Source organism: Modestobacter sp. KNN46-3, assembly GCF_011039295.1.
This window is the reverse complement of sequence record NZ_JAAKGN010000010.1, coordinates 1-25,814: the sequence shown is the minus strand read 5'-3', so window position 1 is coordinate 25,814 and position 25,814 is coordinate 1. Positions and strand designations below refer to the sequence as shown.

Below are 25,814 nucleotides of genomic sequence, written 5' to 3'. Positions count from 1 at the left end.
CGGGCTCCTGGCTCGGATGCTGCGGGGGTGGACTTCGCGCTCTACCGCACGATCGCCGCGCAGGGTGGCGTCTTCACCACCGCCCAGGCCCGGGAGAGCCACTCCGAGTGGGAGATCCGGGTGCTGGTGGCCGCAGGGCGGTGGCGGCGGTCGCCGTGGCGGGGCGTGCTGGTGGACGGCGACCTGCCCGACTCCCCGGCGCTCCACGTCCGGGCTGCGGCGCTGGCGGTCGGACCCGACCTGGTCGCCTGCTCCAGCACGACGGCCGCGCTCTGGGGGTTCGACGTCCTCGGCCCGGAGACGCTGCACTTCCTCGGTCCGCCGCAGCTGGCCAACCGCAGCCGGCCGGGCATCCAGGTCCACCCCTCGAGCCTCGGCACGGACGACGCGGTCCTCGTGGACGGCGTCTGGGTGACCCCGGCGGCGCGTACCGCTTGCGACGTCGTCCGGCTGACCGCACCGATCCACGGGCTGGCCACCCTCCACGCGGCACTGCGCGCCCGAGCGTGCACCCGTGACGAGCTGGTCGCCGCCGCGGCGGCCCAGTCCGGGCTGCGCGGGGTCGTGCGGCTGCGGGAGCTGGTGCCGCTCGCGGACCACCGGGCAGAGTCGCCGATGGAGTCCCGGATGCGGTGGCGCTTCGTCGCCGGCGGACTGCCCGCACCGGACCTGCAGGTCGAGGTGCCGGTCGACGGGATGCGCCGCCACCTGGACACCGGCTGGCGGCAGCAGCGAGTGGGCGCCGAGTACGACGGGCTCGTCGCCCACGGCTCGCGGGAGCAACTGCGGTCCGACCGCCACCGCGCCAACCAGCTGACGCAGACCCGGTGGACGCTGCTGCACTTCACCGACGTCGACGTCTACCGCCGTCCCCACCAGATGATCATCACCGTGGCGAGGGCGCTCAGGTTGCCCTGCCCGTGACGATCACGGAGCCAGCGGGCCGACACGCCAACCTCACGCGGCGTGTCGCCCCGCCAGTTCCATGATCGTCCGCGCAGGCGGGTGGGGAGGCGGCGAGGTCAGCGGAGGCGGCGGACCGGGACCACCATCGGGGTGCCGGTCACCGGGTCGGGCACCACCCGGGCCTCCAGCTCGAAGACGTCGGCCAGCAGTTGCTCGGTGAGCACCTCCTGCGGGGTCCCGGAGGCGACCAGGACGCCGTCCTTCATCGCGACCAGCCGCTTCGCGTACCGGGCGGCCAGGTTGAGGTCGTGCAGCACGACCACCACGGTGCGGCCCTTCTCCGCGTGCAGCCGGCCCACCAGCTCCAGCACGTCGACCTGGTGGGCGAGGTCGAGGTAGGTCGTCGGCTCGTCGAGCAGCAGCAGGTCGGTGCCCTGGGCCAGCGCCATGGAGATCCAGGCCCGCTGGCGCTGCCCGCCGGACAGCGCGTCGACCGGGGAGTCGGCGAGCTCGGCCATGTCGGTCCAGCTCAGTGCCTCGGTGACCACGGCCTCGTCGTCGGAGGACCACTGGCGCAGCCAGCTCTGGTGCGGGTGCCGCCCCCGGGCGACCAGGTCGGCCACGGTGAGCCCCTCGGGTGCCAGCGGCGTCTGCGGCAGCAGCCCCAGCACCTTGGCGACCTCGCGGGTCGAGGTGGCGCCGATCGCCCGACCGTCGAGCAGGACGGTGCCGGACGTCGGGCGCAGCAACCTGCCCAGCGCCTTCAGCACGGTGGACTTGCCGCACCCGTTGGGGCCGACGATCGCGGTGAACGACCCGTCGAGGAGCTGCAGGTCCAGGCCGTCGACGACGACCTTGTCGCCGTAGGCGAGCCGGACGCCCTCGGCGGCCAGCCGCACCGACGGGGGCCGCTCGACACCGGCGGCGGAGGAGGTGCGGTGCTCGGTCACGGTCACAGGGTGGATCGCCGCCTTCCGCGGACGAGGAGCCAGAGCAGGTACGGGGCGCCGACGATCGCGGTGATCACGCCGACCGGGAACGACTCGGGCAGCGCGGTGCGGGCGACCAGGTCGCTGCTGACCAGCAACAGTGCGCCCAGCAGGGCGGAGGTGACCAGCGGTGGGCGTGACCCGCCGGTCAGCCGGACGGCGATCTGGGGGACGACGAGGGCGACGAACTGGATCGGCCCGGCCGCGGAGACGGCGAACGCGGCCAGGCAGACCGCGACCACGACGACGACGCCCTGGGCCAGGGGGACCCGCACCCCGAGCGCCCGCGCCGTCTCGTCCCCGAACTGCAGGACGCCGAGCACCCGGCTCAGCGCGAGGGCCGCGGGGAGCAGCACCAGCAGCGCCAGGGCCAGGGGCATCGCCTGCTCCCAGCCCCGTCCGTTCAGCGACCCGGTGATCCACACGTTGGCGGCGGCGGCGTCCCAGATGGCGCTGCGGGTGAGCAGGTAGTTGACGATCGCGTGGGCCATCGCGGACAACCCGATGCCGATGAGCACCAGCCGGTAGCCGTCGACCCCCGACCGCCAGGCGAGCCCGAAGACCAGGAAGGCCACGACCATGCCGCCGAGCAGGGCCGCGGCCGGGACGCCGATCCCGCCGAGCAGCCCGGCGGCGGTGGTGCCGGTGCCGCCCAGCACGATCACGCTCACCGCGCCGATCGCCGCCCCACCGGTGACGCCCAGGATGTCGGGGCTGGCGAGCGGGTTGCGGGCGAAGGTCTGGATGAGCGCGCCGGACAGACCGAGGGCCACCCCGACGAGCACGGCCACCGCGATCCGCGGTGCGCGCAGCTCGAACACGATCAACCGCTGGGTCTCGTCGCCCAGCCCGACCAGCGTGCCGAGCACGTCGAGCACGCCGATCGGGTAGTCGCCGCGGCCGAGGCTGGCCGCGGCGGCCAGCACCAGCACCGAGAAGACCGCGATCGGCACCAGCACGTCGCGCAGCCGGTAGGTGGTGGAGGCGGGGCCGATCCGCAGCGGCCGACGGGGCCGCGACCGGGGGGCGGTGGCCCGGGTGGGCGCCGTGGTGCTCACAGCTGCACCAGCCGGCGGCGGCGGATCAGCGCGATGAAGAACGGCGCACCGACGACGGCGAGCACGATGCCGACCTGCAGCTCACCCGGCCGGGCCAGCACCCGGCCCAGGACGTCGGCGAGCAGCAGGAAGACCACGCCCAGCAGCGCCGAGTACGGGATCAGCCAGCGGTGGTCGGGGCCGGTGATCGCCCGGGCGACGTGCGGCACCACCAGTCCGACGAAGGCGATCGGGCCGCACGCGGCGGTGGCGGCCCCGGTGAGCAGGGTGATCGCGGCGAGCCCGACCACGCGGGCCAGCCAGACCCGCTGGCCCAGCCCCCGGGCGACGTCCTCCCCGAGGCCCAGCAGGTTCAGGGCGGGCGCGTTGACCAGGGCGAGCGCCAGGCCGACCACGATGAACGGGGCGACCTGGGTGACGACCTGGACGTCCCGCCCGGCCAGTGCACCCACGACCCAGAACCGGTAGGCGTCCAGCGCCGTCGTCTCGCGGATGGTGATCGCCTGCACGAGGGCGTAGAGCAGGTAGGTGATCGCCGCCCCCGCGAGGGCCAGGCTCACCGGGCTCGGCGCCCCGCGGCCGGCCGAACCGATCAGGAAGACCGCCACGCTGCCCAGCAGTGCGCCGGCGAAGGCGAACCAGACGTACCCGCCGGCCGTGGTGATGCCGAGCAGCCAGATCGAGTGGACGACGGCGAACGAGGCGCCGGCGGTGACGCCGAGCAGGCCGGGGTCGCCCAGCGGGTTGCGGGTGTGGCCCTGCATGAGCGCCCCGGAGACGGCCAGGGCCGAGCCGGCGAGCACGCCGAGCAGGGTCCGCGGTACCCGCAACTCGCGGATGATCACCGTCTCGTCGCCGGGGGTGCTCGGGTCGATCAGCGCCTGCCACACGGTGCCCAGGCCGATCGGCCTGGTGCCGACGGCGATGCTCAGTGCGCAGACCGCGACGACGACGGCCAGCAGCAACCACAGCCCCAGCATGCGCGGGGCCGCCCCCCGCAGCAGACCCCGGTGCGGCGGGGGGCTCACCTCCCCGGCGGGCCGGGTCGCCGTGCGTTGCACCACGAGCGACTCCTGGGGACGGCGGGCAGGCCGGGTCGCCGGCCGAGCAGGTGAGGCTCACCTTACCCAGCGTTGGCCCACCTCGGCACCGTCGCCCTTCGCGGCCCGTCCCGAGGCGCGCGAGGGGTGCGGAGGACGGGGTCCTTCCTCAGCGGGGAGCGAGGCCCGTGACGACGAGGTCGGCGAGCTCCCGGTAGGCGGCGGCGTCGTCCAGGCCGGTGGTGGCCGTGACCTCGCCGCGGTGGATGGCGCTCATCACCGAGGCCACCGCGACGCCCACGAACGAGGCGTGCACCGGCCGGACGGTGCCGGCGGTGACGCCCTCGCTGACCAGTTGCTGGACGCGGGCGGCGGCGGAGGAGGTGTTGCGCTGGTAGATCTCCCGGGCCGGGGCGAAGGCGGCGAGGTCGGCGAAGAACGCGGGGGAGGCCGGCTGCAGCTGCTCGGCGACCGTGAGGAGGTAGGCGGTGATCCGCTCCCGGTGGTCGTCCGGCGCGGCGGCCTGCTGCTCCACCGCCGTCGTCGCACGCTGGAAGAACCGCTTCACCACGGCGACCACCAGCTGTTCCTTGCTCGCAGCCAGCCCGTAGAGGGTGCTCTTGGAGCAGCGCAGCCGGCGGGCCAGTTCGTCGAGGGTGAAGGTGGCGAACCCCTCGGCCAGGAAGACCGCGACCAGCTCGTCCAGCAGCTCCTCGCGGCGCACCCGGGTGCGGGTGCTGCGGTTCTCCAGCGACGTCATCGGGCCCTCCTCGGGAGTGCCGGACAGTAACAACGCACTGCGGTTGAGTACGGAGTCCAGTACTGCGTACCGTCCGGGAGTACTGCAACCCGGTCGGGACGGCGTCGTCCCGGCCCGCCTGGAGGTGCACCGTGCCCGTCCGTCGCCTGGTCCCCACGCAGGAGGCCGCCGACCTGCTCGACCTCACCCGGCAGCTGGCCCGCGACGAGCTCGCGCCCCGGGCCGCCGCGGCGGAGGCGGCCGAGGAGTTCCCCCGCGACGTCTTCCGCACCCTGGGCCGGGCCGGGCTGCTGGGCCTGCCCTACGCCGAGGAGCTGGGCGGCGGGGGGCAGCCCTACGAGGTGTACCTGCAGGTGCTCGAGGAGATCGCGGCCGCCTGGGCCAGCGTCGGCGTGGGGGTGAGCGTGCACGGGCTGTCCTGCTTCGGGCTCGCCACCCGGGGCACGCCCGAGCAGCAGCAGTGGCTGCCGGAGATGCTGGGCGGCGAACTGCTCGGCGCCTACTGCCTCTCCGAGCCGCACGCCGGCTCCGACCCCGCGGCGATGCGCACCCGCGCCGTCCGGGACGGCGACTCCTACGTGCTCACCGGCGAGAAGGCCTGGACCACCCACGGCGGGCACGCCGACTTCTACAAGGTCATAGCCCGCACCTCCGACGACGGCGCGCGCGGCATCTCCTGCTTCCTCGTGCCCGCCGACAGCGACGGGCTGTCCGCCGACACCGCCGAGCGCAAGATGGGGCTGACCGGCTCGACCACGGCGACCATGCGGTTCGAGGGCGTGCGCATCGACGCCGACCGCCGGCTGGGCGAGGAGGGCGAGGGGCTGTCGATCGCCCTCGCCGGGCTGGACGCCGGCCGGCTGGGGATCGCCGCCGTCGCCACCGGCCTGGCCCAGGGCGCGCTGGACGACGCGGTCGCCTACGCCCAGGAACGGGAGACCTTCGGCAAGCCGATCATCGAGCACCAGGGCCTGGGCTTCCTGCTCGCCGACATGGCCGCCGCCGTCGAGACCGCGCGGGCGACGTACCTGTCCGCGGCCCGGCTGCGCGACGCCGGCCAGCCCTACGGCCAGCAGGCCTCGATCGCCAAGCTGGTGGCCACGGACAACGCGATGAAGGTGACCACCGACGCCGTCCAGGTGCTGGGCGGGTACGGCTACACCCGCGACTTCCCGGTCGAGCGGTACATGCGCGAGGCCAAGGTCATGCAGATCTTCGAGGGCACCAACCAGATCCAGCGCCTGGTGATCAGCCGCGCCCTGGCCCGCGGCGGCGCCCCCACCACCACCGTCGTCCCCCAGGGGCCTCGCCTCGTCGAGTGACAGTCGAGCGGGCATCCGCCCGCCGGGAAGCCCGTTCAGCTGCCACTCGGCGTCGAGCGGGGCCGAGTGGGGCCAAAACCGCGACTTTGGCCCCCGGCCACCAAAATGGCCATTTTGGTGGTCGGGGGGCGGGCCTACGCTGCCGGGCATGTGTCGGAACATCCACGTCCTGCACAACCTGGAGCCCGCCACCACCTCCGACGAGGTCCGGGCGGCGGCGCTGCAGTACGTGCGCAAGGTGAGCGGGTCGACCAAGCCCTCCCAGGCCAACCAGGCGGCGTTCGACCGGGCGGTCGAGGAGATCGCGCACGCGACCGAGCACCTGCTCGCCGACCTGGTCACCACCGCCCCGCCCAAGGACCGCGAGGTGCTCGCCGCGCAGGCCCGCGAGCGCGCCGCCGCCCGCTACGGCCGCTAGACCAGGAAGCGGTAGGCGGTCGTGCCGGGGGCGAGGTGCTGGATCTTGAGCGGGCCCGCCTCGATCCGAGCCAGCAGCGGCGCCAGGCCCGCGACGCTGCCCAGCTCGATGCCGGTCAGCGCCGCCCCGGTCTCCCGGTTGTCCCGCTTGACGTACTCGAACAGCACGATGTCGTCGTCCGGGCCGAGCACCTCGTCGAGGAACCGGCGCAGCGCCCCCGGCTCCTGCGGGAACTCGACCAGGAAGTAGTGCTTGAGCCCGCGGTGCACCAGTGACCGCTCGACCACCTCGGCGTACCGGCTGACGTCGTTGTTGCCGCCCGACAGCAGGACGACGACGGTCTGGCCGGGCTCGACGAGCACCGAACCGCCGGTCAGCGCGGCGCTGGCCAGGGCGCCGGCGGGCTCGGCGATCACCCCGTCGACCTGGTAGAGGTCGAGCATCTCGGTGCAGACCTGCCCCTCGGGCACCGTCACCAGCTCCGCACCCGAGTCGCGCACCAGCGGGAACGTCACGTCACCGGCCCGGCGCACCGACGCGCCGTCGACGAAGGTGTCGATCTCGGCCAGCTCCACCGGCCGGCCCGCGGCCAGTGCCGCGGCCATGTTCGCCGCCCCGGCAGGTTCGACCCCCACCAGCCGGACGCCGGGCGCGTGCTCGCGCAGCCAGGTGCCGCAGCCGGCCAGCAGCCCGCCGCCACCGACCGGCAGGACGACGACGTCCGGCGGGCTGTCCAGCTGCTCCAGCAGCTCCAGGGCGACGGTGGCCTGGCCCGCGACGGTCGACAGCGCGTCGAAGGCGGGCACCAGGGTCGCCCCGGTCATCGTGGCGTGCTCGGTCGCGGCGGCCGCTGCGTCGTCGTAGGTGTCGCCGTGGACGACGAGCTCGACCATGTCCCCGCCGAGCGCGGCGATCCGCTGCCGCTTCTGCCGCGGCGTCGTCCCGGGCACGAAGACCCGGCCCCGGACGCCGAGCACCCGGCAGGCGTAGGCGACGCCCTGGCCGTGGTTGCCGGCGCTGGCGGTGACCGCGCCGGCGGCCCGCCCGGCGGCGTCCAGCTGGCTGATCGTGTTGTAGGCGCCGCGCACCTTGTACGAGCGGCCGACCTGCAGGTCCTCGCGCTTGACCCACACGGCGGCGCCGGTGAGCTCGGACAGCCGGGCGTTGCGCTGCAGCGGCGTCCGCTCGGCGACCCCGGCCAGCCGGCTGGCGGCGGCGGTGACCTCGGCGGAGAAGGCGGTGCGGAGGGAGGTCACCGGGCCATCCTCCCCGACGTCCCGCCGGTGCCGGGCGGTCAGTACCGGCTGCCCGCTCCCGCGTGCCCACTGGCGGTGACGACCAGGGCTGCGCACTCGCCGAGCCCCGGCCGGCCGAGCGGGCGACGGCGCGGCGGGCGGCGGCGAGGGTGGTGCCGCTGCTGCCGGGCCTCCTCGGCGAGCTGGCGGGCGGCCAGGACGCTGGCGCTCTCGGCGCCGCTCCAGGCCGCGTCGTACCCGGCCATCAGGAGCCGGCGCCGAAGGCGGCCCAGAGGACCAGCCCGACGACCGCGACCACCTGCAGCAGCGAGACGGTCATCCCGGCGAGGGCGAGACCGCGGCCGCGGGTGCCGTCCCGGCGGGTGTTGCGCAGGCCCAGGGCGCTGAAGACGATGCCGAGCGGGAAGAGGGCGAAGGCGAAGACCAGACCGAGGACGGCCATGGCGTCGGTGCCCACGGCGCGGACGGGCCAGTTCTCCGGGTCGAGGTGGACGGTGGACGTCTGCGTGTCGTGCATGGCACGAGCCTGTCCGGCGCCGGGGGTGCGGGCATCGCCCGTAGGTACACGGCTCTCTGCTACGAAAGTCGCAGGTCATCGGCCCATTCCTCAGCCCGTCGGGGGACGTCGCGGAGCCGGATGATCTCTAGGCTCACTGCCCGTGGAGACGGGTGACGGGTCGGTGGTCGAGGTGGCCGGTGGCCGCCGGTGGCCCTGGGCGCGGCTGCGCGACCTGGCCTTCGTGGCGCTCGGTGTGCTCGGGGCGGCCACCCTGGTCATCGGTGAGGGGCCCGTGGCGGACATCCCCAGCTGGACGTGGCTGCAGGTCCTGGGCACGCTGACGGTCGCCGTCGCCCTGTGGTGGCGCCGGCGGTACCCGGTGCACGTGGCGCTGCTGGGCTGCGTCGTCGTGGCCGTGGGGGGCCCGTGGCTGCCGCTCTGGCTGGCCCTGTTGACCGTGGCCATCCGGCACCGCGACCGGTGGCTGGCGCTGGTGGTGGCCGCGGCGCTGGTCGCCCTGGTGGTGAACGGCGCGACCGAGATCGGGCTCGACCTGGTGTTCGCCGATCCCCTGTACGCCGTCGTCACGGCGGCCTTCGCGGTGGTCATGATCGGGTTCCCGGCGCTGCTGGGTGCCTACCTCGGTGCCCGCCGCGACCTGGTCCAGTCGCTGCAGGAGCGGGTCGCCCAGACCCAGGCCGAGCAGCGGCTGCGCGTCGAGCAGACCCGGCAGGCCGAGCGCACCCGCATCGCCCGGGAGATGCACGACGTGCTGGCGCACCGCATGTCCCTGGTGGCGCTGCACGCCGGCGGCCTGGAGGTGAACCCGGCGGCCGGCCCGGCGGAGGTCGAGGAGTCGGCCGCGCTCATCCGCACGACCGCTCGGCAGGCCCTGGAGGAGCTCCGCACGGTCCTGGGGGTCCTGCGCGCCGACACCACCCTGCCCGAGCCGGTCGACCCGGCGGAGGCGGAGTTGCTGCCGCAGCCCACCCTGGCCGACGTCGACCGGCTGGTCCGGGCCAGCGCCGAGGCAGGTGTCGCCGTGCAGCTGCACACCGACCTGCCGACCGGGCAGACCCCGCCCCCGCTGGTCGGCCGCACCGCGCACCGGGTCGTGCGGGAGGCCCTCACGAACGTGCACAAGCACGCCGCCGGTGGCACGGCCACGGTGCTGCTGGCCGGGGAGCCGGGCGGCGGCCTGCAGGTGCGGGTGCACAACAGCGCCCCGGCGACGGCGGCGGCACCGTTGGTGCCCGGGGCCGGCCCGGGGTTGCTGGGGCTGCGGGAACGGGTGGAGCTGGTGGGTGGCCGGCTCAGCACGGGAGCGCAGCCCGACGGCTTCCTGGTGCACGCCGACCTGCCCTGGCCCGATCGAGGAGACGGAGACCTCACATGAGCGGGTCGGCAGCCGAGCCCGTGCGCCTGTTGCTGGTCGACGACGACGCGCTGGTGCGCGCCGGTCTGCGCGCCGTCCTGGCCAGCGCCCCGGACCTGCGCGTGGTCGGTGAGGCCGGGGACGGCGCGGACGCGATCGACGCCGTGCTGCGCCACCGGCCGGACGTCGTGCTGATGGACGTGCGGATGCCGCGGATGGACGGGCTGGCCGCCACGGCCGCGCTCACCGCCCGCCCCGACGCCCCCCGCGTGCTGGTGCTGACCACCTTCGACCTGGACGAGCACGTCTTCGGTGCGCTGCAGGCCGGGGCCAGCGGCTTCCTGCGAAGGACACGCCACCGCGGGAGCTGGTCCAGGCGGTCCGGGTGGTCGCCGCCGGTGAGGCCATGCTCTCCCCGACCGCCACCCGGCGGCTGATCACCCGCTACACCGACACGGGCGCCGACGTCCGCCGCCAGGAGGCGCGGGGGCGGATCGAGACCCTCACCGACCGGGAGCGCGAGGTGCTGCTGGCCGTGGGGCGGGGCCTGTCCAACGCCGAGATCGGCAAGGAGCTGTTCCTCAGCGAGGCCACGGTGAAGTCCCACGTGTCGCGGGTCTTCACCAAGCTGGGCACGGCCAACCGCGTCCAGGTGGCGATCCTGGCGCACGTCGCCGGGCTCCTCTGACCGGGCCGGGTGACCAGGGGCGTCAGATGCCCCGGAAGCGGCCCCGCGTCGACTCCTTCTCCGGCACCGGCGCGAAGACGTTGCCGGTCGTCGGCGCCACCGAGTCGCGGGCCATGCCGAAGACCTTGAGCAGCGGGCCGACCAGGGCGTCGTACACCGGCGGGAACAGTCGGAACCCGGCGATGATCACCGGGTTGGCGAAGCCGGACTGCTTGAGCCGGCGCGGGGCGGACACCCGGTCGAGCACGGCCCGAGCGACCCGCTCCGGCGTGTAGACCGGCGGCGGCGGGTGCCCGGTGTTGCCCAGCACGGTGGCGGCCTGGCCGTAGATCGGCGTGGTCGTGCCACCCGGGGCGACAGCGGAGACGTGCACGTCGGGCAGTTCGCGCAACTCCTGCTGCAGGGTGCGGATCAACCCGAGCTGGCCCCACTTGGCGGCCACGTAGGCGCCCATCGTGGGGGCGGTGATCGAGGCGAGCAGCGAGCTGACGACGACGACGTGCCCGCGCCGCTGGGCCCGCAGCACCGGCAGGACGGCCTGGACGACGTTGAAGGTGCCCTGGACGGCGGTGTCGACCACGCGCTGGAAGACGGCGGGGTCCATGTCCTCGATCCGGCCGTAGGCCATCACGGTGGCGGAGTGGACGACGACGTCCAGCCGGCCGAAGGTGCCCGTCGCGCGGTCGACGGCGGACCGTACGGCCGGGGCGTCCAGGACGTCGGCCGGCACGCACTCGACCGCCGGGGCGCCGGCGGCCCGGCAGTCGGCCGCGGCCTCGGCGAGCGCGGTGGCGCTGCGGGACACCAGCACGAGGGAGGCGCCACGTCGGGCGAACCCGATCGCGCTGGCCCGGCCGATGCCGCTGGAGGCGCCGGTGACGAGCACGACCTCCGTGAGCTCGCGGGCGGAGGAGAGGTCGTCTGCCGGGGTCTGGGCGGTCACGCCCGGGGGGCTACCCAGTGCTGCGCCGGGCACGCACGTTGTGCACAACGGGAGCACCGGGTGGCCGGGTGCGCCGCTAGCGTCGGCCCCCCACCGACCCGAGAGGGGCACCCGTGTTCGACAAGGTCCTGGTCGCCAACCGCGGCGAGATCGCCGTGCGCGCCTTCCGCGCCGCCTACGAGCTGGGCGCCGGGACGGTCGCCGTCTTCCCCCACGAGGACCGGAACTCCGTCCACCGGCTCAAGGCCGACGAGAGCTACGAGATCGGCGAGCCCGGCCACCCGGTGCGGGCCTACCTCGACGTCGCCGAGATCGTCCGGGCCGCCCAGCGGGCCGGTGCCGACGCCGTCTACCCCGGCTACGGCTTCCTGTCGGAGAACCCCGACCTGGCCGAGGCGTGCGCGCGGGCCGGGATCACCTTCGTCGGCCCGAGCGCCGCCGTCCTGGAGCTGACCGGGGACAAGTCCCGGGCGATCGCCGCGGCCCGCGAGGCCGGGCTGCCGGTGCTGCAGGGCACCGAGCCCAGCGACGACGTCGACACCCTGCTGGCCGCCGCGGACGCGATCGAGGGCCCGGTCTTCGTCAAGGCCGTCGCCGGTGGTGGCGGGCGCGGCATGCGCCGGGTCGAGCAGCGCGACCAGCTGCGCAGCGCGATCGAGGCGGCGATGCGGGAGGCGGAGTCGGCGTTCGGGGACGCGACGGTCTTCCTCGAGCAGGCGGTGATCGACCCCCGGCACATCGAGGTGCAGATCCTGGCCGACGGGCAGGGGAACGTCATCCACCTGTACGAGCGCGACTGCTCGGTGCAGCGCCGGCACCAGAAGGTCATCGAGATCGCCCCGGCGCCGAACCTGGACCCGGCCCTGCGCGAGCGGATCTGTGCCGACGCCGTCGCCTTCGCCAGGCAGATCGGCTACAGCTGCGCGGGCACGGTGGAGTTCCTGGTCGATCGCGAGGGCCGGCACGTCTTCATCGAGATGAACCCGCGGATCCAGGTCGAGCACACGGTCACCGAGGAGGTCACCGACGTCGACCTGGTGGGCAGCCAGCTGCGCATCGCGGCCGGAGAGACCCTCGCCGACCTGGGGCTGACCCAGGAGTCGATCGTGCTCCGCGGGGCGGCGCTGCAGACCCGGATCACCACCGAGGACCCGGCCAACGGCTTCCGCCCGGACACCGGCCGGATCACCGCCTACCGCTCGCCCGGCGGCGCCGGCGTGCGGCTGGACGGCGCCGCCACCCTGGGCGCCGAGGTGGGCGCGCACTTCGACTCGATGCTGGTCAAGCTCACCTGCCGCGGCCGGACCTGGGACATCGCGGTGGCCCGGGCCCGCCGGGCGGTGGCGGAGTTCCGGATCCGCGGCGTGTCGACCAACATCCCGTTCCTGCAGGCGGTGCTGGACGACCCGGACTTCCAGGCCGGCCGGGTGACGACGTCGTTCATCGAGGAGCGGCCCGAGCTGCTCACCGCCCGCAGTTCCGCCGACCGTGGCACCAAGATGCTCACCTACCTGGCCGACGTCACGGTCAACGCCCCGCACGGTGAGCGCCCGCACCTGGTCGACCCGGTGCAGAAGCTCCCGCGGCTGGACCTGGCGCTGCACCCACTGGACGGCTCCCGGGACCGGCTGCGCGAGCTGGGGCCCGAGCGGTTCGCCGCAGACCTGCGCGCGCAGAAGGCCCTCGCCGTCACCGACACCACCTTCCGGGACGCGCACCAGTCGCTGCTGGCCACCCGGGTGCGCACCAAGGACCTGCTGGCCGTGGCCGGGCACGTGGCCCGGGCGACCCCGCAGCTGCTGTCGATCGAGGCCTGGGGCGGGGCGACCTACGACGTCGCGCTGCGGTTCCTGCACGAGGACCCGTGGGAGCGGCTGGCCGCGCTGCGCGAAGCGGTGCCCAACATCTGCCTGCAGATGCTGCTGCGCGGCCGCAACACCGTCGGCTACACCCCCTACCCGGAGCAGGTGACGACGACGTTCGTCGCCGAGGCGGCGCGCACCGGCATCGACGTCTTCCGGGTGTTCGACGCGCTCAACGACGTCAGTCAGATGCGCCCGGCGATCGACGCCGTCCGGGAGACCGGGACGGCGATCGCCGAGGTCGCGCTCTGCTACACCGCCGACCTGTCGGACCCTGCTGAGCGGCTGTACGACCTCGACTACCACCTGCGCCTCGCCGAGCAGATCGTCGAGGCCGGGGCGCACGTGCTGGCGATCAAGGACATGGCCGGGCTGCTCCGCCCGCCGGCGGCGGCCACCCTGGTCACCGCGCTGCGCGAGCGGTTCGACCTGCCGGTGCACCTGCACACCCACGACACCCCCGGCGGGCAGCTGGCCACGCTGATGGCGGCCTGGCAGGCCGGGGTGGACGCGGTGGACGGCGCCAGCGCGGCGCTGGCCGGGACGACGTCGCAGCCGGCACTGAGCAGCATCGTCGCCGCCACCGACCACACCGAGCGGGCCACCGGCCTGGACCTGACCGCGGTCAACGACCTGGAGCCGTACTGGGAGTCGGTGCGCCGGGTCTACGCGCCGTTCGAGTCCGGGCTGCCGGCCCCGACCGGGCGGGTCTACACCCACGAGATCCCCGGCGGGCAGCTGTCCAACCTGCGCCAGCAGGCGATCGCCCTCGGGTTGGGGCAGCGGTTCGAGGAGGTCGAGGCGATGTACGCCGCGGCCGACCGGCTGCTCGGCCGGCTGGTCAAGGTCACCCCGTCGTCGAAGGCGGTCGGCGACCTGGCGCTGCAGCTGGTCGGCGCGGGGGTGGACGTCGAGGAGTTCGCGACCGACCCGGGGCGCTTCGACCTGCCCGACTCGGTGGTCGGGTTCCTCCGCGGCGAGCTGGGCGACCCGCCCGGTGGCTGGCCGGAGCCGTTCCGGTCACGCGCCCTGGAGGGACGGCGCCCGGCCGAGCCGCCCGCGGAGCTCTCGGACGACGACCTCGACGCTCTGGCGAAGGAACCGCGGTCGACGCTGAACCGGCTGCTGTTCCCCGGCCCGACCAAGGAGTTCACCGAGCACCGGGACGCCTACGGGGACACCTCGGTGCTGCCGAGCAAGGAGTTCCTCTACGGCCTGCGCCAGGGGGTCGAGCACTCGGTCGACCTGGAACCCGGCGTCCGGCTGCTCATCGCGATCGAGGCGATCTCCGACGCCGACGAGCGGGGGATGCGCACGGTGATGTGCACGCTCAACGGCCAGCTCCGGCCGGTGTCGGTGCGGGACCGGTCCGTCACGTCCGACGTCCAGCCCACCGAGAAGGCCGACCGCAGCGACCCCGGGCAGGTGGCCGCACCGTTCGCCGGGGTGGTCAGCCTGTCCGTCGCCGAGGGCGACACCGTGGAGGCGGGCGCGCAGCTGGCCACCATCGAGGCGATGAAGATGGAGGCCGCGATCACCGCGCCGCGGGCCGGCACGGTCTCCCGGGTGGCGATCAGCGCCGTCCAGCAGGTCGAGGGCGGCGACCTGCTCGTCGTCCTGGGTTAGGCCCCTTCCAAAGGCTCGCCCCGAGCTCGCGCGAGGTGAGGAGGACGGGGTCCTTCTTCAGCGGGCGGTCCAGCCGCCGTCCACGGTCAGGGTGTGGCCGGTGACCAGCGAGGCGGCGGGGGAGGCGAGGAAGGCCACCGCGGTGGCGACCTCCTCCGGCCGGCCGATCCGGTGCAGCGCGGCGATCCGGTCGACGACGTCGGCCCGGAACGCCGGGTCGGACAGCGCCGGCTCGGTGCCCGGCGTCTCGATGAAGGTCGGCGCCACCGCGTTCACCCGGATGCCCAGCTCGCCCCACTCGACGGCCAGGCACCGGGTCAGGTGGATGACGGCGGCCTTGGCGGTGCAGTAGGCGGACTCGCCGGGCAGCGCGACCAACCCGGCCTGCGAGGCGACGTTGACGATGGCCCCGCCGCCGGCCCGGGCCATGTGCCGGGCGGCGTGCTGGGAGAGGAAGAACGTCGAGCGGGTGTTGCGGGACCAGACGGCGTCGAAGTCCGCCTCGGTCAGCTCCAGCGCCGAGGCCATCACCCCGCCGCCGGCGTTGTTGACCAGCACGTCGACCGACCCGAGCTCGTCGACCACCCGGTCGATCGCCGCCCGGCTCCGGTCCAGGTCGGTGACGTCCATCGGGACGGCGACCACCCGGCGTCCGAGCGCGGCGATCTCCCCGGTGAGCCCGCCGTCGGAGGCGACGTCCCGGAGCCCCAGACCGACGTCGGCGCCGGTCGACGCGAGCTCCAGGGCGATCGCCCGGCCGATCCCCCGCGCTGCCCCGGTGACCACCGCGACCTTGCCCTCGAGAGCTCCGTGGTCCGCCATGTCGGTCCTCCTGCTGGTCCGTGCCGCCGCACGGTCGTCCGGCGGGCAGGCCGGTTCCGCCGGACGGGTCGTCCGGCGGATTCCGCGCCGTCACATCGGCAGGGTAGGAACAGCGCGTGACGTCCCCGTCCCGCACCTCCAGCCGAGCCTCCCGAACCGGTCACCTGCTCGCCCAGCTGTCCACCCCGGCCCGCCGGTTCCTGCAGACCGAGGCGTCCAGCGCGGCGCTGCTCGTCGTCGGCACCCTGCTCGCGCTGCTGTGGGCCAACTCCCCGTGGGGCGACTCCTACGAGCGGGTGTGGCACACCGAGCTCAGCCTGGAACTGGGCTCCATGGCCGTCGCCATGGACCTGCGGCACTGGGTCAACGACGGCCTGATGGTGTTCTTCTTCTTCCTCATCGGCATGGAGGTGCGCCGCGAGCTGTCGATGGGGGAGCTGACCCAGCGCAGTCGGCTCTCGGTGCCGGCGCTCGGCGCGGTCGCCGGGCTGGTGGTGCCCGCGGGGCTCTACCTCGCGATCAACGCCGGTGGCCCCGGCGCGCAGGGCTGGGGCATCCCGATGGCCACCGACACCGCCTTCGTCCTCGGTGCCCTGGCGCTGGTCGGCTCCCGCTGCCCCACCCAGCTGCGGGTCTTCCTGCTCTCGCTGTCCGTCGTCGACGACATCGGGGCGCTCACCGTGATCGCGGTCTTCTACTCCGACGACATCGACCTCGTCGCCCTCGGCGTCGCCGCGCTGTGCGTGGTCGCCTTCGGGCTGCTCACCCGGCTGAAGGTGTGGCGCGGGCCGGCCTACTTCGCCGTCGGCGTGGTGATGTGGCTGGCGATGCACGCCTCGGGGGTGCACGCCACCATCGGCGGCGTCGTCCTGGGCCTGCTGGTCAGCGCCTACCGGCCGCGCCGGGACGAGGTGGAGTCCGCCGGCACGCTCGCCCGCGCCTTCCGGCAGGCCCCCGACGTCGCTCTCGCCCGACGGGCGAAGCTCTCGGTGGAGCGGGCGATCTCGCCGAACGAGCGGATCGGCGCGCTGCTGGTGCCGTGGAGCGGGTACGTCGTCGTCCCGGTGTTCGCGCTGGCCAACGCGGGGGTGCAGTTCAACACCGAGCTGCTGGACCGCGCGCTCACCTCCCCGATCACGATCGGCGTCTTCGTCGGCCTGGTCGTCGGCAAGTTCGTCGGCATCGGGCTGGCGTCCACGCTCGCCGTCCGGTTCGGGATGGGCTCGCTGCCGCCCGGGGTGTCGCTGGCCAGCGTGTGGGGCGGGGCGGCGTTGTCCGGCTTGGGCTTCACCGTGTCGCTGTTCGTCGCCGACCTGGCCTTCGACGACGCGGTGCTGCGCGAGGAGGCGATGGTCGGCGTCCTGGCCGCGGGCGTGGTGGCGGCAGCGCTGGGCGCGGTCTGGTTCTGGGCGCTGGGACGACGTCAGCCCCAGGTGGCCAGCGCCGGGCCCCGGCAGCTGGACTCGCCGGTCGACCCGGAGGTCGACCACCTCCGCGGCCCGGTCGACGCGCCGCTGACCCTGGTCGAGTACGGCGACGTCGAGTGCCCGTTCTGCGGCCGGGCGAGCGGGGTGGTCGAGGAGCTGCGCCGCCGGTTCGGCGACGACCTGCGCTACGTCTTCCGGCACCTGCCGCTGCCCGACGTCCACCCGCACGCAGAGCTCGCCGCCGAGGCCACCGAGGCCGCCGGTGCCCAGGGCGCCTTCTGGGCGATGCACGACCGGCTCTTCGCCCACCAGGACCAGCTCGAGGCCGACCAGCTGCTCGACCACGCCGCCGCGCTCGGGCTGGACCTCGGCCGCTTCGCCGAGGAGCTGGGCAGCGGCACGCACGCGGCCCGGGTCCGCGCCGACGTCGCCGGTGCGGAGGCCAGCGGGGTGCAGGGCACCCCGACGTTCTTCGTCAACGGCGTCGGGCACGACGGCCCGACCACCACCGAGGCGCTCGCCGCCGCACTGGTCACCTCCGACCCGCGCGGGCCCGGCCACGGCAGCCTGCTCCCGTCGGCCGAGCTGGTCACCCCGGCACGGTCGTCGGTCACCCTCTCCCCGGCCGCCCAGCTGCCCGCGATCGACGTGCTGCCGGGCGAGCGTCTCGCCGAGACGCCGGAGGACGGCGCCTCGCCACGGCTGTCCGACGTGCACACCGCCGTGCTGCGGCGGGTGGGGCGCCGGCTGAGCACCACCCGCGGGCAGGTGCTGCTGCGCTCGGGGCAGGCGGAGTTCGACTTCTTCGTCGTCCTCGCCGGCACCGTCGCGGTGGTCGAGGGGCCGCTGGACGGCGGCCCGGACGGCGGCAAGCGGGTCGTGGCGGTCCACGGCCCGGGGCGGTTCCTGGGCGGGCTGAACATGCTGGCCGGGCAGCGGCCGGTGCGCTCGCTGGTGGCCGCCGAGGACGGCGAGGTGCTGGTGCTCAGCCTGGAGCAGCTGCGCGCCGTCTTCACCCGCGACCGGGGACTGGCCGACGTCATCACCCGGTCGTTCCTGCTGCGCCGGGCGATGCTCATCGGGCAGGCGAGCGGGCTGCGGGTGGTCGGTGACCGGCGCTGGCCGGCCAGCACGGAGCTGCGAGCCCAGCTGGCCGAGGACGGGGTCCCGCACACCTGGCTGGACCCGGCCGAGGACGACGCCGCCGCCCGGCTGCTCGCCGAGCTCGGGGTCGAGGAGGCGGATGCGCCGGTGGTGCTCACCCCCGACGGCCGGGTGCTGGTGGAGCCGACCCGCGACGACCTGGCCCGCTTCGCCACCGCCCCGCGCGACCTGACCACCACATGAGGTCGCTGGACGAGGAGCTGACCGACCTGGCCGACCACTACCGGTGGTTCGCCCAGGTGGAGGCCGCGCCGGTCTCCCCGCGGTACGCCGAGCTCGCTGCCGAGGTCGCCGAGGACGCCGAGGTGCTGGACTTCCTGGGCACCCTGCCGCGGCCGAAGCGGCAGGCCAACCTGCTGCTCGGGGCGCTGCAGTACCTGCACGGCGGCCCGCCGGCCGACGGCGGGCAGCTGCGCGAGCGGGTCACCGGCGACGCCGACCGGCTGCGGGCGACGATGCTGGCCCGGGCCACCCAGACCAACGAGGCCGCCCGCTGCGCGGCCCTGCTGCCGGTGCTGGCCGGCCTGCCGGGGCCGCTGGCGCTGATCGAGGTGGGCGCGTCGGCCGGGCTGTGCCTGTACCCGGACCGCTACGGCTACGAGTACTCCGGGGTCCGGGTCGGCCCGCCCAGCACTGTGCAGCTGCGGTGCACGGTGACCGGGCGCGGGCCGGTGCCGACCGAGGTGCCACCCGTGGTCCGCCGGGCCGGCATCGACGTGAACCCGCTCGACCCCGCGGACCCCGACGACGTCGCCTGGCTGCAGGCGCTGATCTGGCCGGGCATGGACGAGCGACGCGACCGGCTCACCGCCGCCGCCGCGATCGCCGCCCGGGAACCGGCCGAGATCCGGCAGGGCGACCTGGTCGAGCAGCTGCCCGGGCTGGTTGCCGCGATGCCGGCGGAGGCCACCGTCGTCGTCTTCCACACCGCGGTGCTGGCCTATCTGCCGGCGGCCGCGAAGCAGGCGTTCACCGAGCTGGTCACCGGGCTGCCGGTGCGCTGGGTCTCCCAGGAGGGCGTGGGCGTGCTGCCCGCCGTCCGGGCGCGGTTGACCGAGCCGCCGGCCCCGGAGGAGGCCCGGTTCCTGCTGGCCCTCGACGGCGAGCCACTGGCGTACACCGCCGCCCACGGCGGCCGCATCGACTGGCTCCTCTCCGCGGCTGCCCACACCTGAATCGCGCGACCGTGACCCCACGAACTTTTGGTCGCCGACTGCGGACGGGCGAGCATGCGGAGCGGGCACGTCAAGCGGCCAGCCCGCGGTGGCTCAGTGAGCGCTGCGAGCTCACCGCATAGCTGCGGATGCTGGCTCTGGTCGGTCATGCCGCCCGGCGCTGGGAACCCCCAAGCGGCTCCAGCTACGCATGTTCAGCACCGCTGGACGCCTGGCCCGCAGCGGCCGGCGCACCGTGCTGCACCTGAACAGCACCGGCCGCTGGCCAGCCTGCTCGTCAACGAGGTCACAACGCTACGGGCGCCCCCGCGCTCGCCACCTGACCCAGCACCCCGCCCCGACGACAGCACCGCCCGGCCCGTGGACCCGGCGCCCACCTGGGGCTAGCGACTCGATCTTTTCGTCGACTGGCAGCGGTGGCCAGCGAGGCCCACCATGCACGGGACCTTAGATTGTGAGCAGTCTTGAGCCGGAGGTCGGTGTGACGGAACCGCGCTACCGGGCGACCGAGTCAGGCCTAAAGCTTGAGCGCGCAGTGCGCGCTGTCGAAGCTGTCATCGACGGACTGGACCCTTCCGACGATGCGCTCGATCAAGCCCTAGATGCAATCATTGAAGCCCTCGAGTCTTTGCTAACTCACGAGTTGCGGGAGGGGATGCTCACCTTCCAGCCCACTCTAGATTTGGCTACTGCCGCCTCACGCTTGTTTGACAGCAGGTCCAGGCAAGTGCTGGCGCAGCTCGAATGGCGGCCCCCGCCGAAGGCCCAGACGATCCTCAGCAACACTAGGGGTGCAATTTCAAGGGCGCATCTCAAGGCTACGGACGTCACCGTGGCGCGAAATCAGCTCAAGGAGCTGCTTGGGCGGCTAGTGCAGATAAGAACTGCGCGACCCAAGAAGGACAAGCAGGCGGCTGTTACTAAAACCCGTGAAGGACTGCTGTACCTGACGGTCTACCTGGCGGGTGTTGGCCAAGAAGCTTTCGGTTCCGTAATCGGAGATTGGCTCGGCATGATAAGAAGGGCCGTTGAGCCGATCGGCCTTCCGCCCGGGACCATCGGCATCGCCTGACGGTCTGAATAGGGCATGGCCCGGCCAGTGACACTCGCGTAGCGCAGGCCAGTAGACGACCAGGTCGATTGCGCCAGAACCAGGCACTCCTTTTGGCGCACCTCCCTCATCACGAGGCCAATGGGGCGACCAGATCCGCCGCCCGCGATCGGCAATACCGCGCCGGGAAGCGCAAGGGCGGTACGCAACATCGACTCAGCGACTCCAGGCTCACTGGCATGTTCGGGCGGTCTCGCCTCGTCGGCGACAACTATCAGGTGCCGACCGTCATATGGCTGAGCCAGCAGCGGTGTTGAAGACTCCATGGTGCACTGCCGACTCCTGGCCGACGTTGCGCCTGCGCCAACGTCGGGTCTTGGTCGAGCTCGGAGCAGACAGGCTGTTCCCGCCCGTCGCCGGCTCCGCGTGGACCGCGGGCTCGGCTACAGTGAACTTGTGTAGTGGGCGGTGGTTTGCGCTCCGCGTTCCGCTGCTTCACGTCGTCGTGATGGCCCGTACTCAGCGTGTGCAGCCTTTCGCGGGGGCCGCGGCCTGCTCCGGCATCAGCCCGATCTGTCCGAGGTAGGCCGCGATGTCCATGTGCACCTTTCGGCGATCTTTCCGCCGCGAAGCCTGCCGAAGGTGACCACCGGGATGCGGCGACGCCTCACCCGGATTTATCGACGCATTCCCGTGATCTATCTCAAGGCTGAAGCGACGGCTTCCATGTCTCGAATTCTGGGGTCGCAGCCGGCCGCCAGACGATCTCGAAAGCGTCGGCGGATTCGCTCGCCCGTCCGGCATCGGAGTCGTAACCACCCGTGTACCACGCGACCCAGTGCAGCTCCTCCTTCGGGAGCACGACATCCAGGACGTACCTGTCCCCATGCTCCGCATAGAAGTCCTCGATGGTGGAGAAGGCTTCCATTTCGGCCACTTCCCGGTCGGTGACGACCTGCACGATGAGGTTGGCCGTGCTCCGGGTGTGTGCGACATCCTCGAAGATCATCCGCACCTGGTCCTTGTACTCATCCGTCGAGTAGTCGAACCGGCTCGTGTACACCCAGATCTGGTCCAGCTCGGCCGGACCCAGGTCCTCGTCGATCGCGACGATCTCGTACTGCGGCCCCTGATAGGCATACGTCGCGCCTACGGGCTCACTCCCCAGCGCGGCCTGACTCGGCACCTCGACCGGAACGTCACTCGGCACGGCTGCGGGCTCGGTCGCTGGCGCGGCCGAACCGTTCGTGCCGCCACTGGCCTGGTTCGCGACGACCATGCCCACGACGACCGTCAGCACAACGAGGCCGCCTAACACGGCCAGCAGGAGCTGCTGCGTCCTCGGCCTCAGACGGCCGAAGCCGGCCCAGTGCGTGGCAATGAACGCCAGGAGTTGCTGCCAGGGACCCTTCGGCTTCACGCGACGGAAGGTCAGCTCGGTCCGCAGTGCTCCCTGGCGTTGGCTGTCGAGTTCCCAGCCGGCTTCCTGCCACTTCGCGATCGTCCTGGATACGTTGCCGCGGATCGCCTGCGCCGACGTGAACTCGTACCGCACGCCGTCGCCGCCCGTGGGGTCCCCAGGTACTTCATCGATCGCATCGCCCGCGGCCGCGTCGGGACGCGTGGGCCTTCGGACTGTTGTCCCGTGATCGGTCGTCGACGACATCTCGCTCCTCTGGAGAACCGGCAGCATCCGCGCCACCGACGACCTTCCCAGCGGGCTGTGTTCAACTTCGGGAGGCAGGGGCCGGGTCCGCCCCCTGCGCCTCGTGCACCGCGCCCGTCACTCGTGGGATCCCTGGCCCACCTCGATGGGGGCGCGGCGCCCTTTCTGTCGGTATGCGGGTTGACAGTCCCCCCGACGACGTCCCGACTTCGGTGATGTCAACACCTGACCGACCATCGAACCCTTTCCTGCGGATGAATCATGCAACCTGTGTGCTCCGCCGATGTTCGAGCTGCGGGTGCCTCTGCCTGACGTCGTGCCCTTGAAGGCGTGCCCACTCGAACCGAGACGGCAGTCGGACTCAGGCCGACCAGGTGGTGTTCGGTGGGCGGCGGAAGTCGATGGTGTGCGGCACGAAGTAGGACAGGTCGTCGGTGATCAGCCCGTCGGACTCCCGGATGCCCAGGCCCGCCGCCTCCCCGTCGACCACCCAGGCGCCGAGCACCGGGTGGTGCGGGCCGTCGGGGCCGGCGAAGTCCGGCAGCGCGCACAGCTGCTGCACGACCCACCCCTCCGCGCCGTACCTCCCGCCGAGCGAGGCCAGCGGCGCGCCGCCGGGGGCGAACAGCTCGACGTTGTTGCCCTCCCGGCCGAACAGCGGCTTGCGGGCGTACCCGGTGCGCTCCAGCTCGGCCGCGCGCGGGTCGTCGGCGAAGTAGGCGGGGAGCAGGTGCTTGGCGATCACCGGGTCGTCGGCGTAGCGCTGCCAGAGCACCGGCAGCAGCCCCTTGTTCGACCACAGCATCTTCCAGATCGGCTCGATCCAGGTCGTGCCGTCGGGGGTCCACAGGTCGGCGATCACCGAGGGGCCGTAGGCGTCGTCGAGCAGCCACTCCCAGGGGTAGAGCTTGAAGACGACGTCGATCCGGTTGCCCTTGCCGTCGTAGAACCGGGCGTCGCCGGTGTCCAGGGCCAGCTCCTCGGTGGTCAGCACCACCGTCTCGTAGCCGGCCCGCTGGACGGTGTCGGCCAGGTAGGCCACCGTCATCCAGTCCTCACCGCTGCGGTCGCCCTCGGTCCAGGCCAGGTGCACCCGGGGACGGCGGCCGTGCTCGGCCTCCCAGCGGGACAGGTTGCGCCGCCAGGCGTCCACCAGCCGGTCGTCGAGCTGGTTCCACTGGTCGCGGCCCTGGCCGGTCTCCAGGTGCCAGGCCCACTGCACGACCGCGGCCTCGACCAGGGAGGTCGGGGTGTCGGCGTTGAACTCCAGCAGCTTCGGCGCGCCCTCGCCGTCCCACCACAGGTCGAAGCGGCCGTAGACGCTGGGCGGCTCGGACTCCCAGGTGGCCTTGATGACCTCCCGGGCGTCGTGCGGGATCCGCATCCGGTCCAGCAGCCGTTCGTCGGCCAGCGCCACGTCGCCGGCCTCCACGCAGGCGGCGAAGAGCTGGTCGGTGACGTCGGCGAGGTGGTCGATCTCGGCGGAGGTGAAGTCGTAGAAGACGTCCTCGCGCCAGTACGAGCGGGTCTCACCGCCGGGGACCGTCGTCTTGTTGTAGACCAGCCCCTGGCTCTCGATCTCGGCCTCCCAGCCGAGCCGGGCCGTGCCGTAGAGCCGCCTCACGAGCCGACGCTCCCGCTCCCGACCCGGCCCGAGCCGATGCCGCCGGAGATCCGGGTGCCGGAGGTGACCCGGCCGCTGCCGGGCAGCCCGGCCCGGGACCGCGCCGTGGTGTCGGCGGGGTTCACCCGGGTCGCCGCGCCGGTGTACTGCTGCGGGATGGTCTGGCCGACCGCGTACCGGTTGCCGCCGAAGCCGCCCAGCAGGAAGAAGTAGGGCACCCCGCCGATGAAGCCGCCGTTGCGCTCGGCCTCCTCGCACTGCTCCTCGTCGACGACCTGGTCCTGCTCGTCGACGCAGTAGACCCGCTCGGCCTCCTGCTCGTCCTCACCTGCGACGCCGCAGGCGGACAGGAAGCCCATCGCCGCCCCGGTCAGGCTGACCGTGCCGATCGCCGCCCGCACCCGGTTGCTCCTCGACGTGCTCACCGTCCGCGCTCCTCACCTGGGCGTCCACCGTGTCCCCGGACCGCACATGCTGTCGGACCCGGCGTCCTGCCCTGCACCCGACCCCTCGCATCATCCCCGGATCCGCAGCCCAGGCGGCGTCCGCCGCACGCGGGTGCCGGACCGGGGCGGGGGTAGGGGCCGGGGATGGACCTCGCAGCGCACCGGACCGGTTCCGGCGACCCCTTCGTCCTCGTGCACGGGCTGGGTGGTTCGTGGCGCTCCTGGGACCCGGTGCTCCCCGGCCTGGCCGCGGCGCGCGAGGTGGTGGCCGTGGACCTGCCCGGCTTCGCCGGCGACACCCCACCGCTGGCCGACCCCGGCTTCGGCTCGCTGACCGACGCGGTGGCCGACTGGCTGCGGGCCGAGGGGCTGGCCGACGCTCCGCTGGTCGGCAGCTCGCTCGGCGCCCGGATGGTGCTGGAGCTGTCCCGGCGAGGGCTGGGCGGGGACGCCGTGGCCCTCGACCCGGGCGGGTTCTGGACCGACCGGGAGGCCGCGGTGTTCCTGGCCAGCCTGCGCGCCTCGATCGCGCTGGTCCGCCGGATCCGGCCGGCGCTCCCCGCCGTGCTGGGCAACCCGGCCGGGCGGACGGCGCTGCTGGCCCAGTTCTCCGCCCGCCCGTGGGCCCTGGACGGCGAGGTGGTGACCCGTGAGCTCACCGGGTACGCGGACTCGCCGTCCTTCGACGCCGTGCTCACCGACCTCGCCCGCGGGCCCCGCCAGCAGGGTGCCCCGGCCGGGTCGCTGCCCGGCCGGCTGACCATCGGCTGGGGACGGCGAGACCGGGTGACCCTGGCCCGCCAGGCGGCGCGGGCGCTGGCGGCCTTCCCCGACGCCGAGCTGCACTGGTTCGACGGCTCCGGTCACTTCCCGATGTGGGACGTGCCCGGCGAGACCGTCGCCCTGGTGCTCGCCGCGACCGCGCGCCGCTGACAGTCGGTGGCTCAGTGCAGCGGGACCTCCGGCTCGTCCGGCGTGCGGGGGCCGGTCAGCCGCCGCTCGGCCTCGGTGATCGGGACGTCGTTGATGCTGGCCTCCCGCCGTCGCATCAGCCCGTGCCCGTCGAACTCCCAGTTCTCGTTGCCGTAGCTGCGCCACCACTGCCCGTCGGCGTCGTGCCACTCGTACTGGAACCGGACGGCGATCCGGTCGTCGGTGAACGCCCACAGCGACTTGCGCAGCACGTAGTCCAGCTCGCGGGCCCACTTGGCGGTGAGGAAGTCGACGATCTCGGCGCGGCCGGTGACGAAGGTGTCCCGGTTCCGCCACACCGAGTCCTCGGTGTAGGCCAGTGACACCCGCTCGGGGTCCCGGCTGTTCCAGGCGTCCTCGGCGGCCTGCACCTTCGCGGCGGCGGTCTCGGCGGTGAACGGGGGCAGCGGCGGGCGGTCGGTCACCCGCCCATCCTGGCCCGGGCTGCAGCTCAGAGCGAGGAGAGGTCGTCCGGGACGTCGACGGCCTGGGACCGCAGCGCCTCCAGCGGCACCACCTCCAGGGCGCGGGCGTTGGTCGCGGCCAGCACCACCCCGGCCGGTGCGCCCGCCTGGAGCGCCTGGAGCCAGCGGACGGCGACCATGCACCAGCGGTCGCCGGGGCGCAGCCCGGGGAAGTCGTACTCCGGGCGTGGGGTGACCAGGTCGTTGCCCAGCTCGCGCTGCATCTCCAGGAACTCGGCGGAGACCACGGCACAGACCGTG

The 25,814-nt window shown here is 73.6% G+C and carries 25 protein-coding genes; 11 read left to right on the top strand and 14 right to left on the bottom strand.

All coding sequences use genetic code 11. The features are described from left to right. Nucleotides 1-27: 27 nt before the first annotated feature. Complete coding sequence (locus G5C62_RS04770) at nt 28-924, top strand: hypothetical protein (RefSeq protein WP_164700113.1); 897 nt, start codon at nt 28-30, stop codon at nt 922-924. 98 nt (nt 925-1,022) lie between these two features. Here the strand turns inward: G5C62_RS04770 and G5C62_RS04765 are convergent, their stop codons facing one another. The 4 genes from G5C62_RS04765 to G5C62_RS04750 all read right to left on the bottom strand — a co-directional run bounded on the left by G5C62_RS04765 (nt 1,023) and on the right by G5C62_RS04750 (nt 4,753). Then, entirely contained in the window at nt 1,023-1,856 is an 834-nt protein-coding gene (locus G5C62_RS04765; protein ID WP_277424755.1) for an ABC transporter ATP-binding protein, read from the bottom strand. Nucleotides 1,857-1,858: 2 nt separating this feature from the next. Continuing rightward, nucleotides 1,859-2,953 carry an iron chelate uptake ABC transporter family permease subunit gene (locus G5C62_RS04760; protein ID WP_164700112.1) on the bottom strand — a complete coding sequence of 365 codons (1,095 nt, stop codon included), beginning with the start codon at nt 2,951-2,953 and terminating at the stop codon, nt 1,859-1,861. Then, the gene (locus G5C62_RS04755; protein ID WP_206330462.1) at nt 2,950-4,017 is read right to left on the bottom strand and encodes an iron ABC transporter permease; all 1,068 of its coding nucleotides are present in this window, start codon (nt 4,015-4,017) and stop codon (nt 2,950-2,952) included. The genes G5C62_RS04760 and G5C62_RS04755 overlap by 4 nt, the downstream gene beginning before the upstream one ends. A 145-nt stretch (nt 4,018-4,162) precedes the next feature. Then, nucleotides 4,163-4,753: a TetR/AcrR family transcriptional regulator gene (locus G5C62_RS04750; protein WP_164700111.1), complete on the bottom strand. Its 591-nt coding sequence runs from the start codon at nt 4,751-4,753 to the stop codon at nt 4,163-4,165. 146 nt (nt 4,754-4,899) lie between these two features. Here G5C62_RS04750 and G5C62_RS04745 point away from each other — a divergent pair, with 146 nt between their 5' ends. After that, entirely contained in the window at nt 4,900-6,075 is a 1,176-nt protein-coding gene (locus G5C62_RS04745) for an acyl-CoA dehydrogenase family protein (protein WP_206330463.1), read from the top strand. 148 nt (nt 6,076-6,223) lie between these two features. Beyond that, on the top strand, nt 6,224-6,493 hold the full coding sequence (locus G5C62_RS04740) for a DUF2277 domain-containing protein (protein WP_036335883.1): 270 nt from the start codon (nt 6,224-6,226) through the stop codon (nt 6,491-6,493). Here G5C62_RS04740 and ilvA read toward each other — a convergent pair. Genes ilvA through G5C62_RS04725 form a run of 3 tightly spaced genes read right to left on the bottom strand, consistent with a single transcriptional unit; the run spans nt 6,490 to nt 8,266 of the window. Further along, nucleotides 6,490-7,749: a threonine ammonia-lyase IlvA gene (gene ilvA, locus G5C62_RS04735; RefSeq protein WP_036335882.1), complete on the bottom strand. Its 1,260-nt coding sequence runs from the start codon at nt 7,747-7,749 to the stop codon at nt 6,490-6,492. The two genes, G5C62_RS04740 and ilvA, sit on opposite strands and share 4 nt — an antisense overlap. Before the next feature lie 38 nt (nt 7,750-7,787). After that, nucleotides 7,788-7,994 (bottom strand): hypothetical protein, encoded by a 207-nt coding sequence (locus tag G5C62_RS04730; RefSeq protein ID WP_164700109.1) that lies wholly within the window; start codon nt 7,992-7,994, stop codon nt 7,788-7,790. After that, nucleotides 7,994-8,266: a DUF4190 domain-containing protein gene (locus tag G5C62_RS04725; RefSeq protein WP_164700108.1), complete on the bottom strand. Its 273-nt coding sequence runs from the start codon at nt 8,264-8,266 to the stop codon at nt 7,994-7,996. The genes G5C62_RS04730 and G5C62_RS04725 overlap by 1 nt, the downstream gene beginning before the upstream one ends. A 142-nt stretch (nt 8,267-8,408) precedes the next feature. Here G5C62_RS04725 and G5C62_RS04720 point away from each other — a divergent pair, with 142 nt between their 5' ends. From G5C62_RS04720 to G5C62_RS28985, 3 genes are read left to right on the top strand one after another with little or no spacing between them, the layout of a single operon-like run. Then, the gene (locus G5C62_RS04720) at nt 8,409-9,644 is read left to right on the top strand and encodes a sensor histidine kinase (protein WP_164700107.1); all 1,236 of its coding nucleotides are present in this window, start codon (nt 8,409-8,411) and stop codon (nt 9,642-9,644) included. After that, nucleotides 9,641-10,060, top strand: coding sequence for a response regulator transcription factor (locus G5C62_RS28990; RefSeq protein ID WP_346774112.1), 420 nt, complete (start codon nt 9,641-9,643; stop codon nt 10,058-10,060). The genes G5C62_RS04720 and G5C62_RS28990 overlap by 4 nt, the downstream gene beginning before the upstream one ends. Then, nucleotides 10,030-10,311 carry a response regulator transcription factor gene (locus G5C62_RS28985; protein ID WP_346774111.1) on the top strand — a complete coding sequence of 94 codons (282 nt, stop codon included), beginning with the start codon at nt 10,030-10,032 and terminating at the stop codon, nt 10,309-10,311. The genes G5C62_RS28990 and G5C62_RS28985 overlap by 31 nt, the downstream gene beginning before the upstream one ends. Nucleotides 10,312-10,333: 22 nt before the next feature. Here the strand turns inward: G5C62_RS28985 and G5C62_RS04710 are convergent, their stop codons facing one another. Beyond that, a complete protein-coding gene (locus tag G5C62_RS04710; protein ID WP_164700106.1) occupies nt 10,334-11,254 on the bottom strand; it encodes an SDR family oxidoreductase in 921 nt (306 codons plus the stop codon). Between the two features lie 113 nt (nt 11,255-11,367). Between G5C62_RS04710 and G5C62_RS04705 the strand changes: the two genes are divergently transcribed. Continuing rightward, nucleotides 11,368-14,742 carry a pyruvate carboxylase gene (locus G5C62_RS04705; protein WP_164700105.1) on the top strand — a complete coding sequence of 1,125 codons (3,375 nt, stop codon included), beginning with the start codon at nt 11,368-11,370 and terminating at the stop codon, nt 14,740-14,742. 57 nt (nt 14,743-14,799) lie between these two features. On the opposite strand, the gene G5C62_RS04700 is transcribed toward G5C62_RS04705, so the two are convergent. Continuing rightward, complete coding sequence (locus G5C62_RS04700; RefSeq protein ID WP_164700104.1) at nt 14,800-15,564, bottom strand: SDR family NAD(P)-dependent oxidoreductase; 765 nt, start codon at nt 15,562-15,564, stop codon at nt 14,800-14,802. 116 nt (nt 15,565-15,680) lie between these two features. On the opposite strand from G5C62_RS04700, the gene nhaA reads away from it, so the two are divergent. The 3 genes from nhaA to G5C62_RS04685 all read left to right on the top strand — a co-directional run bounded on the left by nhaA (nt 15,681) and on the right by G5C62_RS04685 (nt 20,402). After that, nucleotides 15,681-18,338 (top strand): Na+/H+ antiporter NhaA, encoded by a 2,658-nt coding sequence (gene nhaA, locus G5C62_RS04695; RefSeq protein ID WP_164700103.1) that lies wholly within the window; start codon nt 15,681-15,683, stop codon nt 18,336-18,338. Continuing rightward, the gene (locus G5C62_RS04690) at nt 18,335-19,330 is read left to right on the top strand and encodes a DUF2332 domain-containing protein (RefSeq protein WP_164700102.1); all 996 of its coding nucleotides are present in this window, start codon (nt 18,335-18,337) and stop codon (nt 19,328-19,330) included. The genes nhaA and G5C62_RS04690 overlap by 4 nt, the downstream gene beginning before the upstream one ends. Nucleotides 19,331-19,784: 454 nt before the next feature. Continuing rightward, nucleotides 19,785-20,402 (top strand): hypothetical protein, encoded by a 618-nt coding sequence (locus G5C62_RS04685; RefSeq protein ID WP_164700101.1) that lies wholly within the window; start codon nt 19,785-19,787, stop codon nt 20,400-20,402. A 682-nt stretch (nt 20,403-21,084) separates the two neighbouring features. Here the strand turns inward: G5C62_RS04685 and G5C62_RS04680 are convergent. From G5C62_RS04680 to G5C62_RS04670, 3 genes are all read right to left on the bottom strand, one after another. Then, nucleotides 21,085-22,083 carry a hypothetical protein gene (locus G5C62_RS04680; protein ID WP_164700100.1) on the bottom strand — a complete coding sequence of 333 codons (999 nt, stop codon included), beginning with the start codon at nt 22,081-22,083 and terminating at the stop codon, nt 21,085-21,087. A gap of 325 nt (nt 22,084-22,408) precedes the next feature. Next, nucleotides 22,409-23,671, bottom strand: coding sequence for a glutathionylspermidine synthase family protein (locus tag G5C62_RS04675; protein ID WP_164700099.1), 1,263 nt, complete (start codon nt 23,669-23,671; stop codon nt 22,409-22,411). Next, a complete protein-coding gene (locus G5C62_RS04670; protein WP_156119136.1) occupies nt 23,668-24,096 on the bottom strand; it encodes a hypothetical protein in 429 nt (142 codons plus the stop codon). Before G5C62_RS04670 ends, G5C62_RS04675 begins: the two co-directional genes overlap by 4 nt. Nucleotides 24,097-24,261: 165 nt before the next feature. Between G5C62_RS04670 and G5C62_RS04665 the strand changes: the two genes are divergently transcribed. Continuing rightward, nucleotides 24,262-25,050: an alpha/beta fold hydrolase gene (locus G5C62_RS04665; RefSeq protein ID WP_164700098.1), complete on the top strand. Its 789-nt coding sequence runs from the start codon at nt 24,262-24,264 to the stop codon at nt 25,048-25,050. An 11-nt stretch (nt 25,051-25,061) separates the two neighbouring features. On the opposite strand, the gene G5C62_RS04660 is transcribed toward G5C62_RS04665, so the two are convergent. Next, nucleotides 25,062-25,514, bottom strand: coding sequence for a nuclear transport factor 2 family protein (locus G5C62_RS04660; protein ID WP_164700097.1), 453 nt, complete (start codon nt 25,512-25,514; stop codon nt 25,062-25,064). A 26-nt stretch (nt 25,515-25,540) separates the two neighbouring features. Then, the coding region (locus tag G5C62_RS04655; RefSeq protein WP_164700096.1) for a DUF2237 family protein at nt 25,541-25,814 on the bottom strand (274 nt) is incomplete at its 5' end.